Source organism: Mycobacterium sp. 134, assembly GCF_048282715.1.
GTDB classification, from domain to species: Bacteria; Actinomycetota; Actinomycetes; order Mycobacteriales; family Mycobacteriaceae; genus Mycobacterium; species Mycobacterium septicum.
Genome location: NZ_JBLVUN010000008.1, coordinates 1,621,106 through 1,638,557, shown reverse-complemented (window position 1 = coordinate 1,638,557; position 17,452 = coordinate 1,621,106). Strand labels below are relative to the sequence as shown.

At 67.5% G+C, this 17,452-nt stretch carries 15 protein-coding genes and 2 pseudogenes; 8 read left to right on the top strand and 9 right to left on the bottom strand.

Annotated elements, in window-relative coordinates:
- Positions 1 to 29 precede the first annotated feature (29 nt).
- The 6 genes from narI to ACNQVK_RS12655 form a co-directional block, all read right to left on the bottom strand.
- Positions 30 to 758: a respiratory nitrate reductase subunit gamma gene (narI, locus tag ACNQVK_RS12680; protein ID WP_418029792.1), complete on the bottom strand. Its 729-nt coding sequence runs from the start codon at positions 756 to 758 to the stop codon at positions 30 to 32.
- Positions 758 to 1,408 carry a nitrate reductase molybdenum cofactor assembly chaperone gene (gene narJ / locus ACNQVK_RS12675; protein ID WP_418029791.1) on the bottom strand — a complete coding sequence of 217 codons (651 nt, stop codon included), beginning with the start codon at positions 1,406 to 1,408 and terminating at the stop codon, positions 758 to 760. Before narJ ends, narI begins: the two co-directional genes overlap by 1 nt.
- Positions 1,408 to 3,057, bottom strand: coding sequence for a nitrate reductase subunit beta (gene narH, locus ACNQVK_RS12670; RefSeq protein WP_418029790.1), 1,650 nt, complete (start codon positions 3,055 to 3,057; stop codon positions 1,408 to 1,410). The genes narJ and narH overlap by 1 nt, the downstream gene beginning before the upstream one ends.
- A complete protein-coding gene (locus ACNQVK_RS12665) occupies positions 3,054 to 6,740 on the bottom strand; it encodes a nitrate reductase subunit alpha (protein ID WP_418029789.1) in 3,687 nt (1,228 codons plus the stop codon). Before ACNQVK_RS12665 ends, narH begins: the two co-directional genes overlap by 4 nt.
- Positions 6,737 to 7,918: a nitrate/nitrite transporter gene (locus tag ACNQVK_RS12660; protein WP_418029788.1), complete on the bottom strand. Its 1,182-nt coding sequence runs from the start codon at positions 7,916 to 7,918 to the stop codon at positions 6,737 to 6,739. Before ACNQVK_RS12660 ends, ACNQVK_RS12665 begins: the two co-directional genes overlap by 4 nt.
- Positions 7,919 to 8,112: 194 nt before the next feature.
- On the bottom strand, positions 8,113 to 8,517 hold the full coding sequence (locus ACNQVK_RS12655) for a (deoxy)nucleoside triphosphate pyrophosphohydrolase (RefSeq protein ID WP_418034145.1): 405 nt from the start codon (positions 8,515 to 8,517) through the stop codon (positions 8,113 to 8,115).
- A 27-nt stretch (positions 8,518 to 8,544) separates the two neighbouring features.
- Here ACNQVK_RS12655 and ACNQVK_RS12650 point away from each other — a divergent pair, with 27 nt between their 5' ends.
- Positions 8,545 to 8,838, top strand: coding sequence for a 4a-hydroxytetrahydrobiopterin dehydratase (locus tag ACNQVK_RS12650; protein ID WP_044519851.1), 294 nt, complete (start codon positions 8,545 to 8,547; stop codon positions 8,836 to 8,838).
- Here the strand turns inward: ACNQVK_RS12650 and ACNQVK_RS12645 are convergent.
- The gene (locus tag ACNQVK_RS12645) at positions 8,807 to 10,096 is read right to left on the bottom strand and encodes a mannosyltransferase (RefSeq protein WP_418029787.1); all 1,290 of its coding nucleotides are present in this window, start codon (positions 10,094 to 10,096) and stop codon (positions 8,807 to 8,809) included. The two genes, ACNQVK_RS12650 and ACNQVK_RS12645, sit on opposite strands and share 32 nt — an antisense overlap.
- Before the next feature lie 136 nt (positions 10,097 to 10,232).
- On the opposite strand from ACNQVK_RS12645, the gene ACNQVK_RS12640 reads away from it, so the two are divergent.
- On the top strand, positions 10,233 to 10,907 hold the full coding sequence (locus tag ACNQVK_RS12640) for a hypothetical protein (RefSeq protein ID WP_418029786.1): 675 nt from the start codon (positions 10,233 to 10,235) through the stop codon (positions 10,905 to 10,907).
- Positions 10,908 to 10,948: 41 nt separating this feature from the next.
- Positions 10,949 to 11,955: pseudogene (locus ACNQVK_RS12635) on the top strand (hypothetical protein).
- A 111-nt stretch (positions 11,956 to 12,066) separates the two neighbouring features.
- Here ACNQVK_RS12635 and ACNQVK_RS12630 read toward each other — a convergent pair.
- Together ACNQVK_RS12630 and ACNQVK_RS12625 are read right to left on the bottom strand one after the other, a co-directional pair.
- Positions 12,067 to 12,216: a DUF1059 domain-containing protein gene (locus ACNQVK_RS12630; protein ID WP_084622040.1), complete on the bottom strand. Its 150-nt coding sequence runs from the start codon at positions 12,214 to 12,216 to the stop codon at positions 12,067 to 12,069.
- A 102-nt stretch (positions 12,217 to 12,318) separates the two neighbouring features.
- Positions 12,319 to 12,903, bottom strand: coding sequence for an HhH-GPD-type base excision DNA repair protein (locus tag ACNQVK_RS12625; RefSeq protein WP_418029785.1), 585 nt, complete (start codon positions 12,901 to 12,903; stop codon positions 12,319 to 12,321).
- A 98-nt stretch (positions 12,904 to 13,001) separates the two neighbouring features.
- On the opposite strand from ACNQVK_RS12625, the gene ACNQVK_RS12620 reads away from it, so the two are divergent.
- From ACNQVK_RS12620 to ACNQVK_RS12600, 5 genes and pseudogenes are all read left to right on the top strand, one after another.
- Complete coding sequence (locus ACNQVK_RS12620) at positions 13,002 to 13,298, top strand: DUF732 domain-containing protein (protein WP_418029784.1); 297 nt, start codon at positions 13,002 to 13,004, stop codon at positions 13,296 to 13,298.
- A gap of 21 nt (positions 13,299 to 13,319) precedes the next feature.
- Positions 13,320 to 14,518: pseudogene (locus ACNQVK_RS12615) on the top strand (sensor histidine kinase).
- Entirely contained in the window at positions 14,515 to 15,312 is a 798-nt protein-coding gene (locus ACNQVK_RS12610) for a LytR/AlgR family response regulator transcription factor (protein WP_418029783.1), read from the top strand. Before ACNQVK_RS12615 ends, ACNQVK_RS12610 begins: the two are co-directional and overlap by 4 nt.
- Positions 15,313 to 15,367: 55 nt before the next feature.
- Complete coding sequence (locus tag ACNQVK_RS12605; protein WP_418034143.1) at positions 15,368 to 15,679, top strand: hypothetical protein; 312 nt, start codon at positions 15,368 to 15,370, stop codon at positions 15,677 to 15,679.
- Positions 15,676 to 17,406 (top strand): cation acetate symporter, encoded by a 1,731-nt coding sequence (locus tag ACNQVK_RS12600; RefSeq protein ID WP_418029782.1) that lies wholly within the window; start codon positions 15,676 to 15,678, stop codon positions 17,404 to 17,406. Before ACNQVK_RS12605 ends, ACNQVK_RS12600 begins: the two co-directional genes overlap by 4 nt.
- Positions 17,407 to 17,452: the final 46 nt, after the last annotated feature.

Genomic DNA, 17,452 nt, shown 5'->3' with positions numbered 1-17,452 from the left:
AGGTCCCTAGTTCCGCTGAATACCGGCGCTCACCAGCCCCGACGCTGCGGTCGCGACCCGACCAGCTCTGATTTCTCGGCGACGTCGCGCCCGCGATAGACGATGTAGGGCCGGAACAGATAGCCGATCGGTGCGCTGAACACGTGCACCAGCCGGGTGAACGGCCACAGGCAGAACAGCACCAGCGCGATCATCACGTGGATGTGGAAGTACACCGGCGCCTGGACCATCAGATCGCCGCGGGGCTGCAGGATCCAGATCGACCGGAACCACGGCGACACGGTCTCGCGATAGTCGTGCTCGGCACCCTCCGGGGTGGCTCCGATCGCCGGGCAGGCGAAGCCGGCCACCATCGCGGCCACCAGAACCACATACATCGTCTTGTCGTTGACGGTGGTGGCCATGAAGACCGGGCCGGTGACGCGGCGGCGGTAGATCAGCAGCGCGATCCCGACCAGGGCCGCGATACCGGCGATGCCTCCGAGGATCACCGCCTGCAGGTGGTACACGTGGTCGCTCATCACCAGGTCCATCCACGATTCGGGGATGAACAGACCGACGACGTGTCCGATGAACACCACGAGCATGCCGAAGTGGAACATCGGGCTGGCGATCCGGAGCAGACGCGACTCGTAGAGCTGCGACGAGCGCGTGGTCCAGCCGAACTTGTCGTAGCGGTACCGCCACCAGGTGCCGACGGCCACCACCGCCAGCGTCACATACGGCACCACGTCCCAGAAGATCTCCCAGCCCGACATCAGCGCACCTCCTGCACACGGCGGGGCGGAACGGTCAGCTGAAACGGCTGCAGTCCCACGGATTCCGCGGGCGGCCCGGACACCATCAGTCGGGACACGTCGTCGACGGACGCCAGGGACGGCAGGGTTGCGTCCACCGCTGCCACGACGGGCGCATACGGCGACCGCTGCTCGGCCAACGCGCGCGCCACCACACCGATCGGCACCCGGTACTTGGCGAGCAGCCGCCGCCCCGCGGCCGGGTCGACCGTGGCCGCGAACTCGAGCACCACCGGAAGATGATCGGGTGCTTCACCTTTCGGGATCTCAACGCCTGCGGCGCGGTAGGTCTGGGTGAATTCGACCATGTCCGCGCCGCGGTTTCGGGTATCCCCGGACGTCCAGTAGGTCAGGAGCATGGTGCACCGCTTGTGCAGGTCGAAGGTCTCGACATACTCCTGTGCCAGCTCCATGGTGGGTCGAAGGCTCAGCCCGACGACAGTCTCGCCGAGCAGCGCCCGGGCCTCACCGGTGACGTGGTCCAGCAGGCGTGCCGCGGTCTGCAGCCGGTCGGCATGGCCGTCGTCCGGGTAGGCCAGCATCAGCGACGCCGCCTGCCACACCAGGCGGTCCTGCATCGTGTTGTCACGGTTTCGGTTGCGACGCTTCATCACTGACCACCACCCGGGAACATGCCTGACGGAACGCCCCTGCCATCCCAGTTGAGCAGGTTGACCCGCGACGGCCGCTCGGCATTGGCGGCCATGCCGCCGCTGGTCTGCCGGTGTTGCAGCGCGTGGAAGGTCTCCACCGCCACCGGCACCGGACCGCCGCTGGCCTCGCCGAACGGACCCGACTCGTACATTCCGGGCCCCCCTTCGAAGGACAGCGAGCAGCCGGGTTCCTCGGCCCCAGGTATCGATTCCGAGCTGTATGCGGTCGGAATGACGTAGCGCTCCTCGTATTTCGCCAGCGCCAGCAGCCGGTACATCTCGTACATGTGTTCCTCGGTCATTCCGACCGCGGCCGGAATGTGGGGCTGGGTCTCACGCCCGAGGTTGATGTCGCGCATGTAGGACCGCATGGCCGCGAGGCGGCGGAGCACGCCTTCGACAACCGCGGTGTCCCCCGCGGTGAACAATCCGGCCAGGTACTCGATCGGGATGCGCAGGGCTTCGAGCGCACCGAAGAGATTGCCCACGTCCTCGCCGTCGTGCCCGTCGCGACTGACCGCGTCGACCACCGGTGACAACGGCGGGATGTACCAGACCATCGGCACCGTCCGGAATTCCGGATGCAGCGGCAGCGCAACACCATAGGTGTGGATGAGCTTGTACACCGGCGAGCGTTGGGCCGCCTCGATCCACTCGTCGGAGATACCCTCGGCCCGGGCGCCGGCGATCACCTCGGGGTCGGTCGGATCGAGCAGGATCTGCCGCTGCGCCTCGTAGAGATCCTTGTCGTCAGGTACCGACGCGGCCTCCAGTACGCGGTCGACGTCGTAGAACACCAGCCCGAGATAACGCAACCGGCCCACACAGGTTTCCGAGCACACCGTGGGCAGACCGACCTCGATCCGCGGATAGCACAGCGTGCACTTCTCGGCCTTGCCGGTCTTGTGGTTGAAATACACCTTCTTGTAAGGGCATCCGGATACGCACATGCGCCACCCGCGGCACCGGTCCTGATCGACCAGCACGATGCCGTCCTCGGAACGCTTGTACATCGCGCCCGACGGGCAAGATGCCACACACGCCGGGTTGAGGCAGTGCTCGCAGATCCGGGGCAGATAGAACATGAAGGTCTGCTCGAGTTCGAGCTTGATCTGCTCACTGACCTGCTTGAGGACCGGGTCACCGGGCACGATCTCCGGTGAACCGGCAAGGTCGTCGTCCCAGTTCGCCGACCACGAAACCTTCATGGGCTTACCGGTGATCAGGCTGCGCGGCGGCGCGGTGGGAATGTGTTCACCCAGCGGCGCCGAAGTCAGGTTCTCGTAGTCGTAGGTCCACGGCTCGTAGTAGTCCTCGATGGACGGCAGCTTCGGGTTCGCGAAGATCCTGGCCAGCTTGGCCAACCGGCCGCCGTCGCGCAGCCTCAGCCGGCCGCGGCGATCCAGCTTCCACCCGCCACGCCAGCGCTCCTGATCCTGGTAGGTACGCGGATAGCCCTGCCCCGGACGGGTTTCGACGTTGTTGAACCAGACGTACTCGGTCCCGGCCCGGTTGGTCCAGGCCTGTTTGCAGGTCACCGAACAGGTCTGACATCCGATGCACTTGTCGAGGTTCATCACCATCGCCATCTGGGCCATGACCTTCACTGGTACTTCACCTCCTGTGAGCGGCGGCGGACCACCGTCACTTCATCGCGCTGATTTCCGGTGGGGCCGAGATAGTTCCAGGCGAACGAGTGCTGGGCATACCCGCCGGCAAGGTGGCTGGGCTTGACCAGCAGCCGGGTCAGCGAATTGTGGATACCGCCACGGGTTCCGGTGGTTTCGCTCAGCGGAACGTCTATGGTCCGTTCCTGTGCGTGGTAGACGTACACCACGCCGTCGGGCATGCGGTGACTGACCACGGCGCGGCACACCAGCACGCCGTTGCGGTTCACCGCCTCGATCCAGTCGTTGTCCTTGACTTCGATCTTCGCGGCGTCCGACGGGCTCATCCACATGGTGGGGCCACCACGCGACAGCGAGAGCATGAACAGGTTGTCCTGGTACTCCGAGTGGATCGACCACTTGGAATGCGGGGTCAGGTACCGCACGGTGAGGCCGATACCGTCGCGCCCCAGCTTGGATTCGCCGAACAACCGCGCCATGTCCAGCGGTGGCCGGTAGATCGGCAACTGCTCTCCGAGCTCTTCCAGCCAGTCGTGATCGACGTAGAAGTGCATCCGGCCGGTAAGGGTGTGGAACGGCTTGAGCTCCTCGATGTTCACCGTGAACGGTGCGTAGCGGCGGCCACCGGTCTCACTGCCCGACCACTCCGGGCTGGTGATCACCGGGACCGGCCGGGCCTGGGTGTCGGCGTAGGTGATCCGGCGTTCCTCGTTGCCGACGGCCAGGTGGATGAGTTTGCGACCGGTGCGGCGTTCGAGTTCCCGGAACCCTTCCACGGCCAACCGGCCGTTGGAGGTGCCGGAGAGCGCCAGGATCACATCGGCCATCCGCTCAGCCGTGGTGATCGCCGGGCGACCTTGACCGGCACCCGAATCCATCACCCCGAACTTGGCGGCGAGTTCGGCGACCTCCTGGTCGGGATGGGTGGTGATGCCCTTGGTGGTCAATCCCAGAGATTCGACGAGCGGCCCGAGTGCCGACCATTTCTCGGCGATCGCCGTGTAGTCGCGCTCGACCACCACCAGCGGGCCCATCGTCTTGCCGGGTACCGGCGTCTCACCGGTGGTCCGCCAGTCATGTTCGGTACCGCCGGGGTAGGCCATCGCGCCGGGGGTGTCGTGCTGCAGCGTGCCCATCACCACATCGCTGCGGGTGCCCAGGTGCCGAGTGGCGAGCGTGCTGAAGGCCCGGGCGATCGCACCGAAAGCCTCGAAGTCCGACCGGGTTTCCCACGGCGGGTCGACCGCCGGACTGAAGGCATGGATGTACGGGTGCATGTCGGTGCTGGACAGGTCGGCCTTCTCGTACCAGGTCGCCGCGGGCAGCACCACATCGGAGAGCAGCGTCGTCGATGTCATCCGGAAGTCGATCGACATCAGCAGATCGAGCTTGCCCTCGGGGATGTCGTCGGTCCAGGCCACATCCTTGGGCCGCAACCCCTCCGCGGTGGGCTCGGCCTGCACATTCGACGTCGTGCCCAGCAGATGGCGCAGGAAGTACTCGTTGCCCTTGCTGGACGAGCCCAGCAGGTTGGCCCGCCAGACATTGAGCACGCGCGGCCAGTTGGCCGGATCGTCAGGATCGGTGACCGCGAGTTTCAGCCCGCCACTTGCCAATTGCTCGGCCACATAGTCCGGCACTTCCCGGCCGGCCGCCTTGGCCTCGTCGACCACGTCGAGGCTGGACCGGTCGAACTGTGGGTAGAACGGCGTCCATCCCATGGCCACCGCGGAACTCATCACGTCCATTGTGTGCTTGTCGCGGAATCGGCCCCGGCCGACCGGACTGGACAGTGCGTCGGCGCGGTACCCGTCGTAGCGCCACTGGTCGGTATGGGCGTACCAGTAGGACGTGCCCGCCATCTGCCTCGGGGGGCGCGACCAGTCGGTGCCCATCGCCATGGCGGCCCACCCGGTGACGGGGCGGCACTTCTCCTGGCCCACGTAGTGCGCCCAGCCACCGCCGTTGCGCCCCATCGATCCGGTGAGCAGCAGCAGGGCGAGCACGGCCCGGTATGTGGCGTCGCCGTGGAACCACTGGCAGATGCCGGCACCCATGATGATCATCGACCGGCCGCCGGATTCCTCTGCGTTGCGCGCGAATTCGCGTGCGACGCGGATCGCCTGGGCGGCCGACACTCCGGTGACCTGCTCTTGCCAGGCCGGGGTGTAGGGCCGGGTGGCGTCGTCGTATCCCTCTGGCCAGTCCCCGGGCAGGCCGGGCCGGTGCACGCCGTACTGGGCCAGCATCAGGTCGAACACCGTGCACACCAGATGTTCGCCGACCCGTCGCACCGGCACACCGCGCTGCATGGTCGCGCCGCTTCCGTCCACGGTGTCGAAACGGGGCAGCGTGATCTCGGCGGACTCGAAGATGTCCCCGAGCACCGTCAGGGCGGGAACCAGGTCCTCCAGATCGAGGTTCCACTTGCCGACGCCGTCACTGCCGTACCGGAATCCCAACGAGCCCTGCGGGACCGCGACGCTGTTGCTGGCACCGTCGAGCAGCACGGGCTTGAACGCCGCGTTCTCCTGTTCCGCGGTCGGCCCGCCCAGATCGGCTGCGGTGAGATTCTTCCCGGGGACCAGCACACCGTCGCGCTCTTCGAGCTTCACCAGGAACGGCAGATCGGTGAATCGGCGGACATAGTCCACGAAGTACGGAATCCGGTTCTGCACAAAGCATTCGTCGAGGATGACGTGACCCATCGCCATCGCCAGGGCGCCGTCGGTGCCCGCCGCACACGGCATCCACTCGTCGGCGAACTTGGTGTTGTCGGCGTAATCCGGGCTGACCGTCACCACTTTCGTGCCCCGGTAACGGACCTCGGCCATCCAGTGCGCGTCGGGGGTACGGGTGACCGGGACGTTGGAGCCCCACATCATCAGATACGACGCGTCCCACCAGTCCCCTGATTCCGGTACGTCGGTCTGGTCGCCGAACACCTGCGGGGAGGCCACCGGCAGATCGGCGTACCAGTCGTAGAACGACGTCATCACGCCGCCGATGAGCTCGATGAACCTCGACCCGGCCGCGAAGGACACCATCGACATCGCGGGGATCGGCGAGAAACCCGCCACCCGGTCGGGCCCATAGGTCTTGATCGTGTGCACATGTGCCGCAGCGATCATCTCGGTGGCCTCGGCCCAGCTGACCCGGATCAGCCCGCCCTTGCCACGGGCCTGGTGATAGCGCCTGCGACGATCGGGGTCTCCCTGGATGTCGGCCCAGGCCAGCACCGGATCTTTCAGGCGCGCCTTGGCTTCCCGGTACATCTCGACGAGCAGGCCCCGCGCATACGGATAGCGCACCCGGGTCGGCGAGTAGGTGTACCAGGAGAACGCCGCACCGCGCGGGCAACCGCGCGGCTCGTACTCGGGGCGGTCGGGCCCCACGGACGGGTAGTCGGTCTCCTGGGTTTCCCACGTGATGATCCCGTCCTTGACGTAGATCTTCCAGGAACACGATCCCGTGCAGTTGACCCCGTGGGTGGAGCGCACCACCTTGTCGTGGCTCCACCGGTCGCGGTAGAACACGTCGCCCTCACGGCCCCCCTGACGCGTGACCGTGCGCAGATCACCGGAGAACTCGCCGGCGGTGAAGAACCTGCCACTGCGCTCGAGCAACTCCTCGAGCGATCCGCCGATGTGGGGCTTGGTCATTGACGCGCCTCCTTGGCCTGCTCTGGTTCGTGGGCATGTAGGCGGAGAGCCGTGTAACCGAAGGCCACCAGTGCCGTCGCCACGAGTAGCAGAAGCCCCACCGAGTAGTCGTGGTCCACGGCGTCGTACGTCGCCCCCATCACCAACGGCGGGAAGTAGCCGCCCAAACCGCCTGCGGCGGCCACGATCCCGGTGACCGAGCCCACCTCCTTGGCCGGTGACCGGCGGGCCACCCACGCGAACACGCCACCGGTGCCGATGCCCAGGAAGATGGCCAGCCCGATGAAGGTCGCTGCCGACCACACGTCCGGCGGCGGCTGGAACATCGCGATGAAGGCCAGCACAGCGGTCCCCGCGAAGGAGGTCAGCACCACGTACTTGGGCGGGATCCGATCCGAGAGCGCACCGCCGACCGGGCGGGCCAGCACCGCGGCCAATGCGAATCCCGCTGTGCGACTGCCTGCTTCGACCGACGAGAACTCGTAGACGTTCTTGATGTAGGTCGGCAGGTAATTGCTGAACGCCACGAATCCGCCGAATACAACGGCGTACAGGAAGGACATCTCCCACGTCACGGGAAGCTTCAGCGCCGACTTGAGCTTAGGCACCACCGGATCGGTATTCGGCTGGAAAGCCGGTGAGTTACGCATCGCGACAAGACACAGCAACGCGGTGAGCGCCAGGGCGACGGCGATGATGAGATGGGTCGGGAACAACCCGAACCACCGTACGAACCTCGGCGTGAAGAATGCCGACAACGCCGTGCCGACCATTCCCATCCCGAACACACCGGTCGCATAGCCGCGACGAGACGGTTCATACCAGTTGTTGGCGAACGGGATTCCGACAGCGAATATGGTTCCTGCGACACCCAGGAAGAACCCGCAGATCAACAACAGCGGATACGACCTGGCCTCGCCCGCCGCCCCGACCGCCAGCACCGGCACGATCGAGGCCAGCGTCACCGCGAGGAACATCGTGCGACCGCCGTATCGATCGGTCAGCGCCCCGACCGCAACCCGGCCCAGCGATCCGACCAGGATCGGAGTGGCGACAAGCATCGAAGCCTGCGTGCTGCTCAGCTTCATGTCGCCGGCGTATGTGGTGGACAGCGGGCCAATCATGTTCCATGCCCAGAAGTTGATGGCCGAGACCCAGGTGGCCAGCAAGAGATTCATCCTCTGCCCTTGGCCCAGGTACGGCGCACTTGCCGTGGTCACCACAACAGCAAAACATCATGTTCCTGCGGTCGCGTCACTTTCCCGGAAACGTTGCAGGCGGTTTCACGGAAATGTAATCCGCAACATCGACATGCCGAAAATAACCCTATTGCGGGATGACAAGTGACCCGTTGCGGGAAGGTCGCTTTCGATCAATCCAGTGGGGCATCTGATCGCAGCGCATCGGCCAGGTCCGCCAGCCAGGCCCGATCGGCGGGTACCCATGGCAGGTCGTCGAGTTCGTCAACCGTCACCCAGCGCAGCGCCCGGTGATCGTGCGGGTGCGGGCTCCCCGCCGTCAGCGTCGCCCGATAGGCGCGCAGCGTCATACCTGCTTTCAGCGCGACATCCGCACCCAGGCGGGCACCGACACTCACCTCGACGCCCAGTTCTTCGCGCAGTTCGCGCGCCAGCGCCTGGGCGTCGCTCTCTCCGGCGGCCACCTTGCCGCCGGGCAATTCCCACAGGCCCGCGAGCTCTGGCGGCCGTTGCCGTTGGGCGACCAACAGACCGGCCTCCGAGAACAATGCACCAGCCACGACGATCTGCTCATCCATCGCGCCCGACGGTATACCGTCGGGCATATGGCCGTGTTATCGAACGATCAGGTCGACGCCGCACTGCCCGATCTGCCGGGCTGGGAACGCGCGGCGGGCGCCCTGCGCAGATCCACCAAATTCCCGACGTTCCTCGACGGCATCGACGCGGTGTGCCGCGTGGCCGAGTTCGCCGAGGAAAAAGACCACCATCCCGACATCGACATCCGCTGGCGCACAGTCACATTCGCACTCGTGACGCATTCCGCCGGCGGGATCACGGAAAAGGACATCCAGATGGCCAAGGAGATCAACCGGATCTTGTCCGACCAGCCGGGTTAGCCGCGATCCAGGCCAGCGTCGCCAGTGTCGCGACGATGTAGACGAGCCCGGCCCAGGCCAGGTACCAGGGACGGCCGATCTCCCAGATCGTCGGCTGGGCGAAACTGAGCAGCCACGGCACCCCGATCAGTGTCAGTGCCAGCCAGCCCCAGCCCAGGACTCGCGCCCCGAGGCGGTCTGCCAACGGGCCGTGCAGCAACCAGATCATCAGCGGAATCAGCCAGACCCAGTGGTGCGTCCACGAAATCGGTGAAAGCAGCAACCCGAACAGGCTCACGATCACGATCGCGCCCAGCCGGTCCGCACTGCCGCCGATGGCCCGCCACGCGAGCAGGGCCAGGACCGCGGTGACGGCGATACCGACCAGCACCGCCGGGCCGTATCCGGCGTCATGGCCGAGGATCCGGGAGATCGCACCGCGCCAGGATTGGTTGAACGATGTGCCGATCGGCCCGATCCGGTCGGCGTCACCGAGTAGTTCGGTGAAGTAGCGGCGCCCCTCATCACCGATCACCAGCACCGAGAGCGCGACGGTCCCGAAGAACACGACGGCCGCGAACACCGCCGTGGCCCACCGGCGCGCGCCGACGAAGTACAGCCCCGACACCGCGGGCGTGAGTTTCACCCCGGCCGCCAGGCCCACCAACAATCCCGACAGCCACCAGCGATTGCTGTAGACGGCGTACAGCACGGCCAGCACCAGGACGACGTTGACCTGCCCGTAGTCGAACGTGCTGCGCAGCGGCTCGGTCCAGATGCCCACGGCGGTCCACAACATTGCGACTCGCCGCGGCGCCGGACCACCGAGCAACAGTTGGCTGATCCGTACGACGCCGTACAGGGCGGCGATGATGCCGATCTGCCAGCAGAACGCGACCAGCCCGAAGGGCAGCAGATGCAACGGATAGAACACCACCGCGGCGAACGGCGGATAGGTGAAAGGCAGTGGGAAATCCGGCGTCTGGTCCGCGTAGACATAGTCATAGAGCGCGCCCGCGTGGCCGTCCAGGGTGGCGGCGCCGCCGACATAGACATGCAGGTCGACGAAGTTGGCGCCGTTGGGGACGAGGTAGGTCCACGCCAGGCGCGCCGCAATGCTGAGGATCAGCAATACCGGCGCCAGACGGTAGAGCCGCGCGGTTGCTGAGACGTGGGTGGCCGGTTCGGTGTTAACGGACACGACTTTAGCGACCAGCCTGGCTCGCCACGCCAGGGGTTTGTCACGCCGGCGGTGACGGCGCCCGCGCGGCCGGCGCATCACGCCCAAGGCACTGCGCGATAACGAATTCAGCCGGTGCAGTAACGGTTGAATAACCGCCACACGTGTCACTTGAGTACCACCAGTAACTCCGTAGGTTCGCCTTCAGACGTGCAAGCAACCGATTGGGAGAACCATGATCTTCACCTGGAAAGCACTTTCCACCAGCATGATCGCGGCCGCCGGCGCAGTCCCGGTCGCGTTGGCCCTCAGTGCCGCAGCGAACGCCGAGCCGGTGGCCCCGGCCCCGGCGATCCCCGGCGCGCCGAACCTGCCGATCGTCAACCAGCTCGCCGGCGTGCCGGCCGCCGCGCCGCAACTGCTGCAAGGTGTGAGCTCCGCGTTGACCGGCACCCCCGCCGCCGCGCCGGCACCCGCCCCGGGTGCCACCGCATCGGTGACCCTGCCCCAGATGCCGACGTCCGCCACACCGGCTGCCGCCAACGCGCCCCTGGGATCGCTGGTGCCGGGCTTGCCCGCCGCACCGGCTGCCGCCCCGGCCGCGACGGTTCCGGCAGCTCCGGCCGCGGGCCCCGCATCGCTGATCCCCTCGGCCGAGGTGACGATCCCACAGGTGCCCGGGTTTCCGATCCCGCTGCCCCAGAAGGTGAACATCCCAGGCGACCTGGCCTCGCTGGCTCCGGTCGCGGCTCAAACGGCGTTGCCGGCCACCGCCGCGGCAGCCCCGTTGGCTCCCGTGGCCGCAGCGGCTCCGGCAGTGGCAGCTCCTGCGGCTGCGGCTGCGGCTCCCGGCATGACCAATCCGGGTGTCGCAGCGCTGGCCCCGCTGCTGGTCGCCGGCCTGCCCTGATCCCCGAACTGGTCTGACCGCCCGAAACGATTGGGAAAACCATGTCACCCCGCAAGTCACCGAAAATGTTGTTCGCAAGCGCCATCGCGGTCGGTTCCTCGGCTGCGTTGCTGTTCGGCACCGGAGTAGCCAACGCCGACCCGGCGCCGGCAGCACCATTGCCGATCGACAACGTGCAGGCTCCCGGCCTGCCGGCGATGGAGGGTCTGAGCCCGATCATCCAGCAGGCTGCGGCCGATCCGGGAGGCGCTGTGCAGCTGCTGATGGCAGCCGCGCAGGCCTTCGCGGCCAACAAGCAGGAATCGGCTGAATCCCGCAACGTCGCGACGGCGGTCAACCACTTCGCAGCCCAGCCCGTCGCCGCGCCCGAGCACGTTCCCGCTCTGGGTGCCGGCGGCGACGCTCACCTGCCGATGGGTGTCGACCCGGCCCATGCGGCCGGGCCGGCTCCCGAGGCACTGCCCGCTCCGGCGCCTGCCCCGGCTCCTGCGCCCGAAGCCGCACCGGCTCCTGCCCCCGGGGCTGTTCCGGCAGCGGCCACGATCCCGGCGCCGGCTCCTGCGCCCGAAGCGGCCCCGGCCCCAGCCCCAGCGCCTGAGGCTGCCCCGGCGGGCGCCGCAGCCCCCGGCTTCGGACCGAACACGCCGACCAAGCAGGACTTCATGTACCCGTCGATCAGCAACGGGTGCCTCAAGGACGGCGGAAACGTTCTGGCGACGGCAATCTCAGTGGCCGGGCCCGCCACGATCCCGCTGCCCGGCCGCAGCCGGGCCAGACTGCCTACGTGTTCACCGCGATCGGTACCCCCGGCCCGGCCGCCGAGCAGAAGCTTCCGCTCAACGCCACGTGGGTGAACCTGACGACCGGCAAGTCCGGCAGCGTGACGCTCCAGCCGCGCTCGGACCTCAACCCCGAGGGCCCGACCACGCTGACCGCGATCGCCGACACCGGATCGGGCAGCATCATGACGACGATCTTCGGACAGGTGACGACGACCGAGATGCAGTGCCAGTTCATGCCCACCATCGGATCCACGGTGGTGCCCTGACGACACCGTATGAATGGGGAAACGAAATTCCCGGTCGCTTGCCTCATGGCTGGCGACCGGGAATTTTGTCAGGGGCTGTATGTAAGTCTGGGGGGCCTGGAAGGCCGTGAATCAGTAAGCCATGAAGAGGATCATTTCCCGGTCGTACTCACGCCCGGGGTGCTGCTGAGCCAGATGCGTCTGCGCCTTCTCGACCAGGTCGTCCTCGTCGGTCCCGCTGATCGCTTCGCCGCACGGGCAATTCAGGTGTGTCTTCGCCATATGTTCACCATTGCATAGGTAGCCCAGGTTTCAACCCCGAGTGTGCACACAGATCGCGATTTCACCGCGAAACACGATCTCAGCGCACGCTCGACGCAGAAATCAGCTCTTGGCCTTGGCCTCTTTGGCGGCGGCCTTCATCTGCTTCTTGTAGGTGCGCACCTTCTGCAGCGACCCGGGGTCAACCACGTCGGCCACCGACATGAAGCTGCCGGCCGTGCCGTAATCCCCCGCCGCCTCACGCCAACCCGCAGGTGTCACCCCATATTGCTTGCCCAACAGCGCCAAGAAGATTCGCGCCTTCTGGTCGCCGAATCCGGGCAGCCGCTTGAGCCGGCGTAGTACCTCTTTGCCGTCTGGGTCGCCGCCGGTCCACACCGCCGTCACGTCGCCGTCGTACTCATCGACGATCGCCCGCGCCAGTTCCTGCACCCGCTTGCCCATCGATCCCGGAAACCGGTGGATGGCAGGGGTTTGCGAAACCACCGCGATGAATTCGTCGGGGTTGTAGTCGGCGATCTTGCCGGCATCGACGTCGCCGAGACGGTCGGCGATCTTCTTGGGTCCGGCGAACGCCGTCTCCATCGGGATCTGCTGGTCCAACAGCATCCCCACCAAGAGTGCGAACGGGTTGGACTCCAGCAGAGCGTCGGCCTCGGGATCTTGGACCAGCTGCAGTTTTCCCACGTCGCCAGTCTAGGACCAGACCCGTTTTTGACGTCTGTGTCGGCCCAGTGTGCGAATGTGTACGCGATAACCGGTGAATGTGCCCATAGGAGTTGGACATGAGACGCGTCGTTGCACCTCTTTTTGCAGCGGTGATTACCGCGATTGCCTTGGCCGCCACGGCCAACGCGATCCCCGACCAGGGCACGCCGGAGTTCGACAACTACATGCAGGGGCTCGACCGCAACGGATTCCACTTGAATCCCGACACCGCGTGGCGCGTCGCGCACCAGGCGTGTACGGGCAGCATCCCGGGATACATCAGTTGGGAACTGGCCGCCCAGGGTGTGATCGGCCCCGGTGCGGAGCAGCGGGTGTACGACGTCGCCCGAAAGTACACCTGCCCCGTTCAATAGGCGGTTTAGAGTGGCCGCACGATGTCCGGCGAGGTGGCAGTCGCGCTGGCCCTGGCGCTGATCCTGGCGGCGGTCGCCGCCGTCGTTGTGGTGCGCACCCGACGGGTGGTGGCCACCCCGACCGAGCGGGCCGTGCACGCCGCGCTGCACACCGCGGCCCAGGCGGCCCGTGCTCTGCGCCAGGGCCTGGACACCGAATCCGCCCAGACCGCCGCGCCCTACCTGCGCGAGTTGACCGGCACCGCGGGGCTGGCGCTGTTCGACGACGACGCCGCCCTGCTGGCCCGCGACCAGGACGACGACGCGATCTGGCAGTCCGACACCGTCGACGTCTGCGCCGACACCGCACGGGAGTCGATCAGCGCCGGGCGCCGCGTACTGCGAACGGCGCGCTCGACGGCTGTCGTGGCCCAGCCGCTGCTGACCGAGGGCGGTGAGGTGCTCGGCGCGCTCGTCGTGCTGGCCCCGGCCAGCCCCGGCCCGGGCATGCTCGGCGCGGTCGGCGAAGTGGCGCGCTATGCGGCCAGCCAGATCGAGCTGGCCGAGCTCGACGCGTCGCGCGCCCGGCTGGACCGGGCCGAGGTGCTGGCGCTGCGCGCCCAGATCAGCCCGCACTTCATCTACAACGCGCTCAACACCATTGCGTCGTTCGTCCGCACCGACCCCGACCGGGCCCGTGAACTGATCCTGGAATTCGCCGACTTCACCCGCTATTCGTTCCGCGCGGCCGGGCAGTACACCACGCTGGCCGACGAGCTGCGCAACATCGACCGCTATCTCACCCTGGAGCGGGCCCGGTTCGGCGCCAACCTTCGGGTGCGGCTGCAGGTAGCCCCCGAGGTACTCAACGTCGTAGTGCCGTTTCTCGCGCTACAACCGTTGGTGGAGAACGCGGTGCGGCACGGGCTGGCCGGCAGCGGCGGCGGATCGGTGGAGATCGTCGCGCGCGACGCGGGCGCCGAGTGCGTCATCACCGTCGAGGACGACGGCGCGGGTATGGATCCCGAGAGGCTGCGTGCCGGCCCGGCGACGCACTGGCCGACCGCACCGGCGAATCGGCCCACGTCGGGCTGACCAATGTGGACCATCGGCTGCGCGCGGCATTCGGCAACGACTACGGTCTTGTGGTCGAGACAGCGGTCGGCGCGGGCACGAAAGTGGTGATGCGCGTGCCGAAGTTCCGCTCAGGAGTCCGAGCCGGCGGAGGTGCTTTCAGGTGAGTACCAGCCTGACAGTGCTCGCCGTCGACGACGAAGCACCCGCACTCGACGAGCTGGCCTACCTGCTGGGCCGGCACCCCGACATCAGCAGGGTGCACACCGCGTCCGACGCCACCTCGGCACTGCGCGAACTCAACCAGCACACCATCGACGCGGTGTTCCTCGACATCAACATGCCCGGACTGTCCGGCATCGAATTGGCCGGTGTCCTGGCCAATTACACGAGCCGACCCGCCGTGGTGTTCGTGACCGCCCACGAGGACAAGGCGGTGGCCGCGTTCGACGTCGGGGCCGTCGACTATCTGCTCAAACCCATCCGGCAGGACCGCCTGGACGAGGCCGTGCGCCGGGTCGCGGCGGGCATTCAGAAAACCTCGACCGAAACGGCGGGGCCCGCCCAGCCCGAGGACCAGGACTGGAACGTGGTCCCCGCCGAATTGGGCGGCATCACCCACCTGGTGCCCCGCGACAGCATCGGCTGGGTCGAGGCCGAGGGCGACTACGCCCGGCTGCACTCTGCCACCGGCGCACATCTGGTTCGAATCCCGTTGAGCACCTTGGAGACCCGCTGGCGCGACCATGGATTCCAGCGCATCCACCGCTCGTATCTCGTGTCACTGCGGCAGGTCACCGGACTCCGTACGGCCGACGGTGCGGTGCTGGTTCGGTTGCGCGCCAACGGGACTTCGCCCGCGGTCGAGCTGCCCGTCAGCCGGCGCCAGGCCCGTGAACTGCGCGACCGGCTGGTCCGCGATCCGATGCGTTCCCTCAAACCCGCGGGCAACGATGAGTGACCGGCCCGCTCCACAACGTGAGCGCGTGGTCCTCGCCCACCGCCGCGGCACCCGCATGGTGCGCACCCGCATCGAGGTGCAGGAACAGACCCAGGTGGGCGACGCGCTGGTGCGCGGCCTGGTGCGGACCCAGCTCGGCCTCGCCCTGCGCCTGGCCCTCGTCGTCGTCACTGTGGTGGTGGCATTGGTCTTGCTCAATTCCGCCGTGCCGGATCTGGCCGCGCTCAGCGTGTTCGGCATCCGGCTCAACTGGCTGATCCTAGCCGGAGTGCTCTACCCATTGCTGTACGGCGTGGGACGGCTGTATGTGCGGCTGGCCGAACAGGGCGAGCGGGACTTCGTCCGGGTCGTCGACAGCGAGCCATGACCGGCGCACCGCTGACCGCGGCCGCCCTGCTGGCCTCCGTGGTCGCCACCATCGCCATCGGGGCCTACGGAGTCCGGTTGTCGCGCACCACCTCCGACTTCCTGGTGGCCTCACGCAGCGTCGGACCGCAATGGAACGCCGCCGCGATATCGGGCGAATACCTCTCCGCTGCTTCCTTTCTCGGGGTGGCCGGGCTGATCGCGAAGTACGGGGCCGACGCGCTGTGGTATCCGGTCGGTTTCACCGCGGGGTATCTGGGCGTGCTGTTGTTCGTGGCAGCACCCCTGCGCCGCTCGGGGGCCTATACCGTGCCCGACTTCGCCGAGTTCCGGCTCGGCTCGGCCCGCCTGCGCAAGGTGGCCATGCTCGTCGTCGTGATGATCTGCCTGTTCTACCTTGCCCCGCAGTACCAGGGGGCCGGTCTCGCCCTCAAAACGCTTCTGGGCGTTCCGGTCTGGGTCGGACCACTGCTGGTCGCCGCGATCGTCATCACCAATGTGGTTGCCGGTGGCATGCGTTCGATCACGTTCGTGCAGGCGTTCCAGTACTGGCTCAAACTCACCGCCGTCGCGGTCCCCGCGCTGGCGCTGCTCGGGTTGTTCGTGAGCGACCGCGGCGAATTGGGCGGCCCGCTGCCGCCGACAGTTCAGCAGCAGACCACCGTGCAGATCGACACCGACGTCATGGTCCAGGTGATCGAACCGGCCGGCATCACCGTGACCGGCGATCTCGACGGCCGCCACGTCGAGTCCGCCAGGATCACCGCGCCCGGGCAGCACACCCTCGGCACGGGCACCACGCTGACGCTGGCCGCCGGCGCGGCCACACCCGTCGTGGCCGGCACCCCGGGCACCGGCGGCGAGTGGATCGCGTCGGGTGGCGGCCTGGGTGGCGGACATCCGCTCTATCAGGTGTTGTCCATCATCGTCGCGACGTTCCTGGGCACCATGGGCCTGCCCCATGTGCTGGTGCGCTTCTACACCAATCCCGACGGGCGGGCCGCCCGGCGCACCGCGCTCGCGGTGGTGGCCCTGCTGTCGGTGTTCTACTTCTTCCCGATCCTGCTCGGGGTGTTCTCCCGGTTGTATGTCCCGCAGCTGCTGATCACCGGAACCGCGGACGCCGCAGTGCTTTTGGCGCCCGGCGCCGCAGTCGGCGGAATCGGCGGCCAAATGCTGGCCGCACTCGTGGCCGCCGGTGCGATCGCGGCGTTCCTGGCCACCTCGTCGGGGCTGCTGATCAGCATCGCGGGCGCCCTGGCCACCGATGTGCTGCGCGGCCGGGTGCGCGATTTCCGGATCGCGGCGGTGGTCGGCGGGCTGATCCCGATCCCGTTGTCGCTGATGGTGTCCGGGCTGGAGTTGTCCCGCAGCGTCGGATTGGCCTTCGCGGTCGCGGCGTCCACGCTGTGCCCGCTGCTGGTGCTCGGGGTCTGGTGGCGCGGTCTGACGGTGGTCGGCGCCGCGTGCGGGCTCGTGGTGGGTGGGTGCGTCTGCGGCGGCGCGGTTCTCGTCGCGATCACCGGGGGCGTGGACGATGCCGTGCTCGGCGGCTGGCCCGCGGTGATGGTGGGCTATCCGGCGGCGGTCAGTGTGCCGATCGCCTTCCTCACGATGATCGTCGTCAGCCTGTTCACGCGGCCCACTCCCGGCGTCGCGCAGATCTTCGCGCGTATGCACGTGCCCGAGCGCCTCGGCCTGGGTGTCGAGCGCGTGCCCATGGGTTGACCGCCTGCCGTTCAGCCCCGGCGACCGACCGTTCAGCGCAACGATG

Coding starts and splice junctions, on each gene's coding strand:
- ACNQVK_RS12630 (WP_084622040.1), bottom strand. CDS start 12,216: ATGGCGAAGACACACCTGAATTGCCCGTGCGGCGAAGCGATCAGCGGG.
- narJ (WP_418029791.1), bottom strand. CDS start 1,408: ATGAAGCGTCGCAACCGAAACCGTGACAACACGATGCAGGACCGCCTG.
- ACNQVK_RS12660 (WP_418029788.1), bottom strand. CDS start 7,918: ATGAATCTCTTGCTGGCCACCTGGGTCTCGGCCATCAACTTCTGGGCA.
- ACNQVK_RS12655 (WP_418034145.1), bottom strand. CDS start 8,517: ATGGATGAGCAGATCGTCGTGGCTGGTGCATTGTTCTCGGAGGCCGGT.
- ACNQVK_RS12640 (WP_418029786.1), top strand. CDS start 10,233: ATGATCTTCACCTGGAAAGCACTTTCCACCAGCATGATCGCGGCCGCC.
- ACNQVK_RS12620 (WP_418029784.1), top strand. CDS start 13,002: ATGAGACGCGTCGTTGCACCTCTTTTTGCAGCGGTGATTACCGCGATT.
- ACNQVK_RS12650 (WP_044519851.1), top strand. CDS start 8,545: ATGGCCGTGTTATCGAACGATCAGGTCGACGCCGCACTGCCCGATCTG.
- ACNQVK_RS12645 (WP_418029787.1), bottom strand. CDS start 10,096: ATGCGCCGGCCGCGCGGGCGCCGTCACCGCCGGCGTGACAAACCCCTG.
- ACNQVK_RS12605 (WP_418034143.1), top strand. CDS start 15,368: ATGGTGCGCACCCGCATCGAGGTGCAGGAACAGACCCAGGTGGGCGAC.
- ACNQVK_RS12665 (WP_418029789.1), bottom strand. CDS start 6,740: ATGACCAAGCCCCACATCGGCGGATCGCTCGAGGAGTTGCTCGAGCGC.
- narI (WP_418029792.1), bottom strand. CDS start 758: ATGTCGGGCTGGGAGATCTTCTGGGACGTGGTGCCGTATGTGACGCTG.
- ACNQVK_RS12600 (WP_418029782.1), top strand. CDS start 15,676: ATGACCGGCGCACCGCTGACCGCGGCCGCCCTGCTGGCCTCCGTGGTC.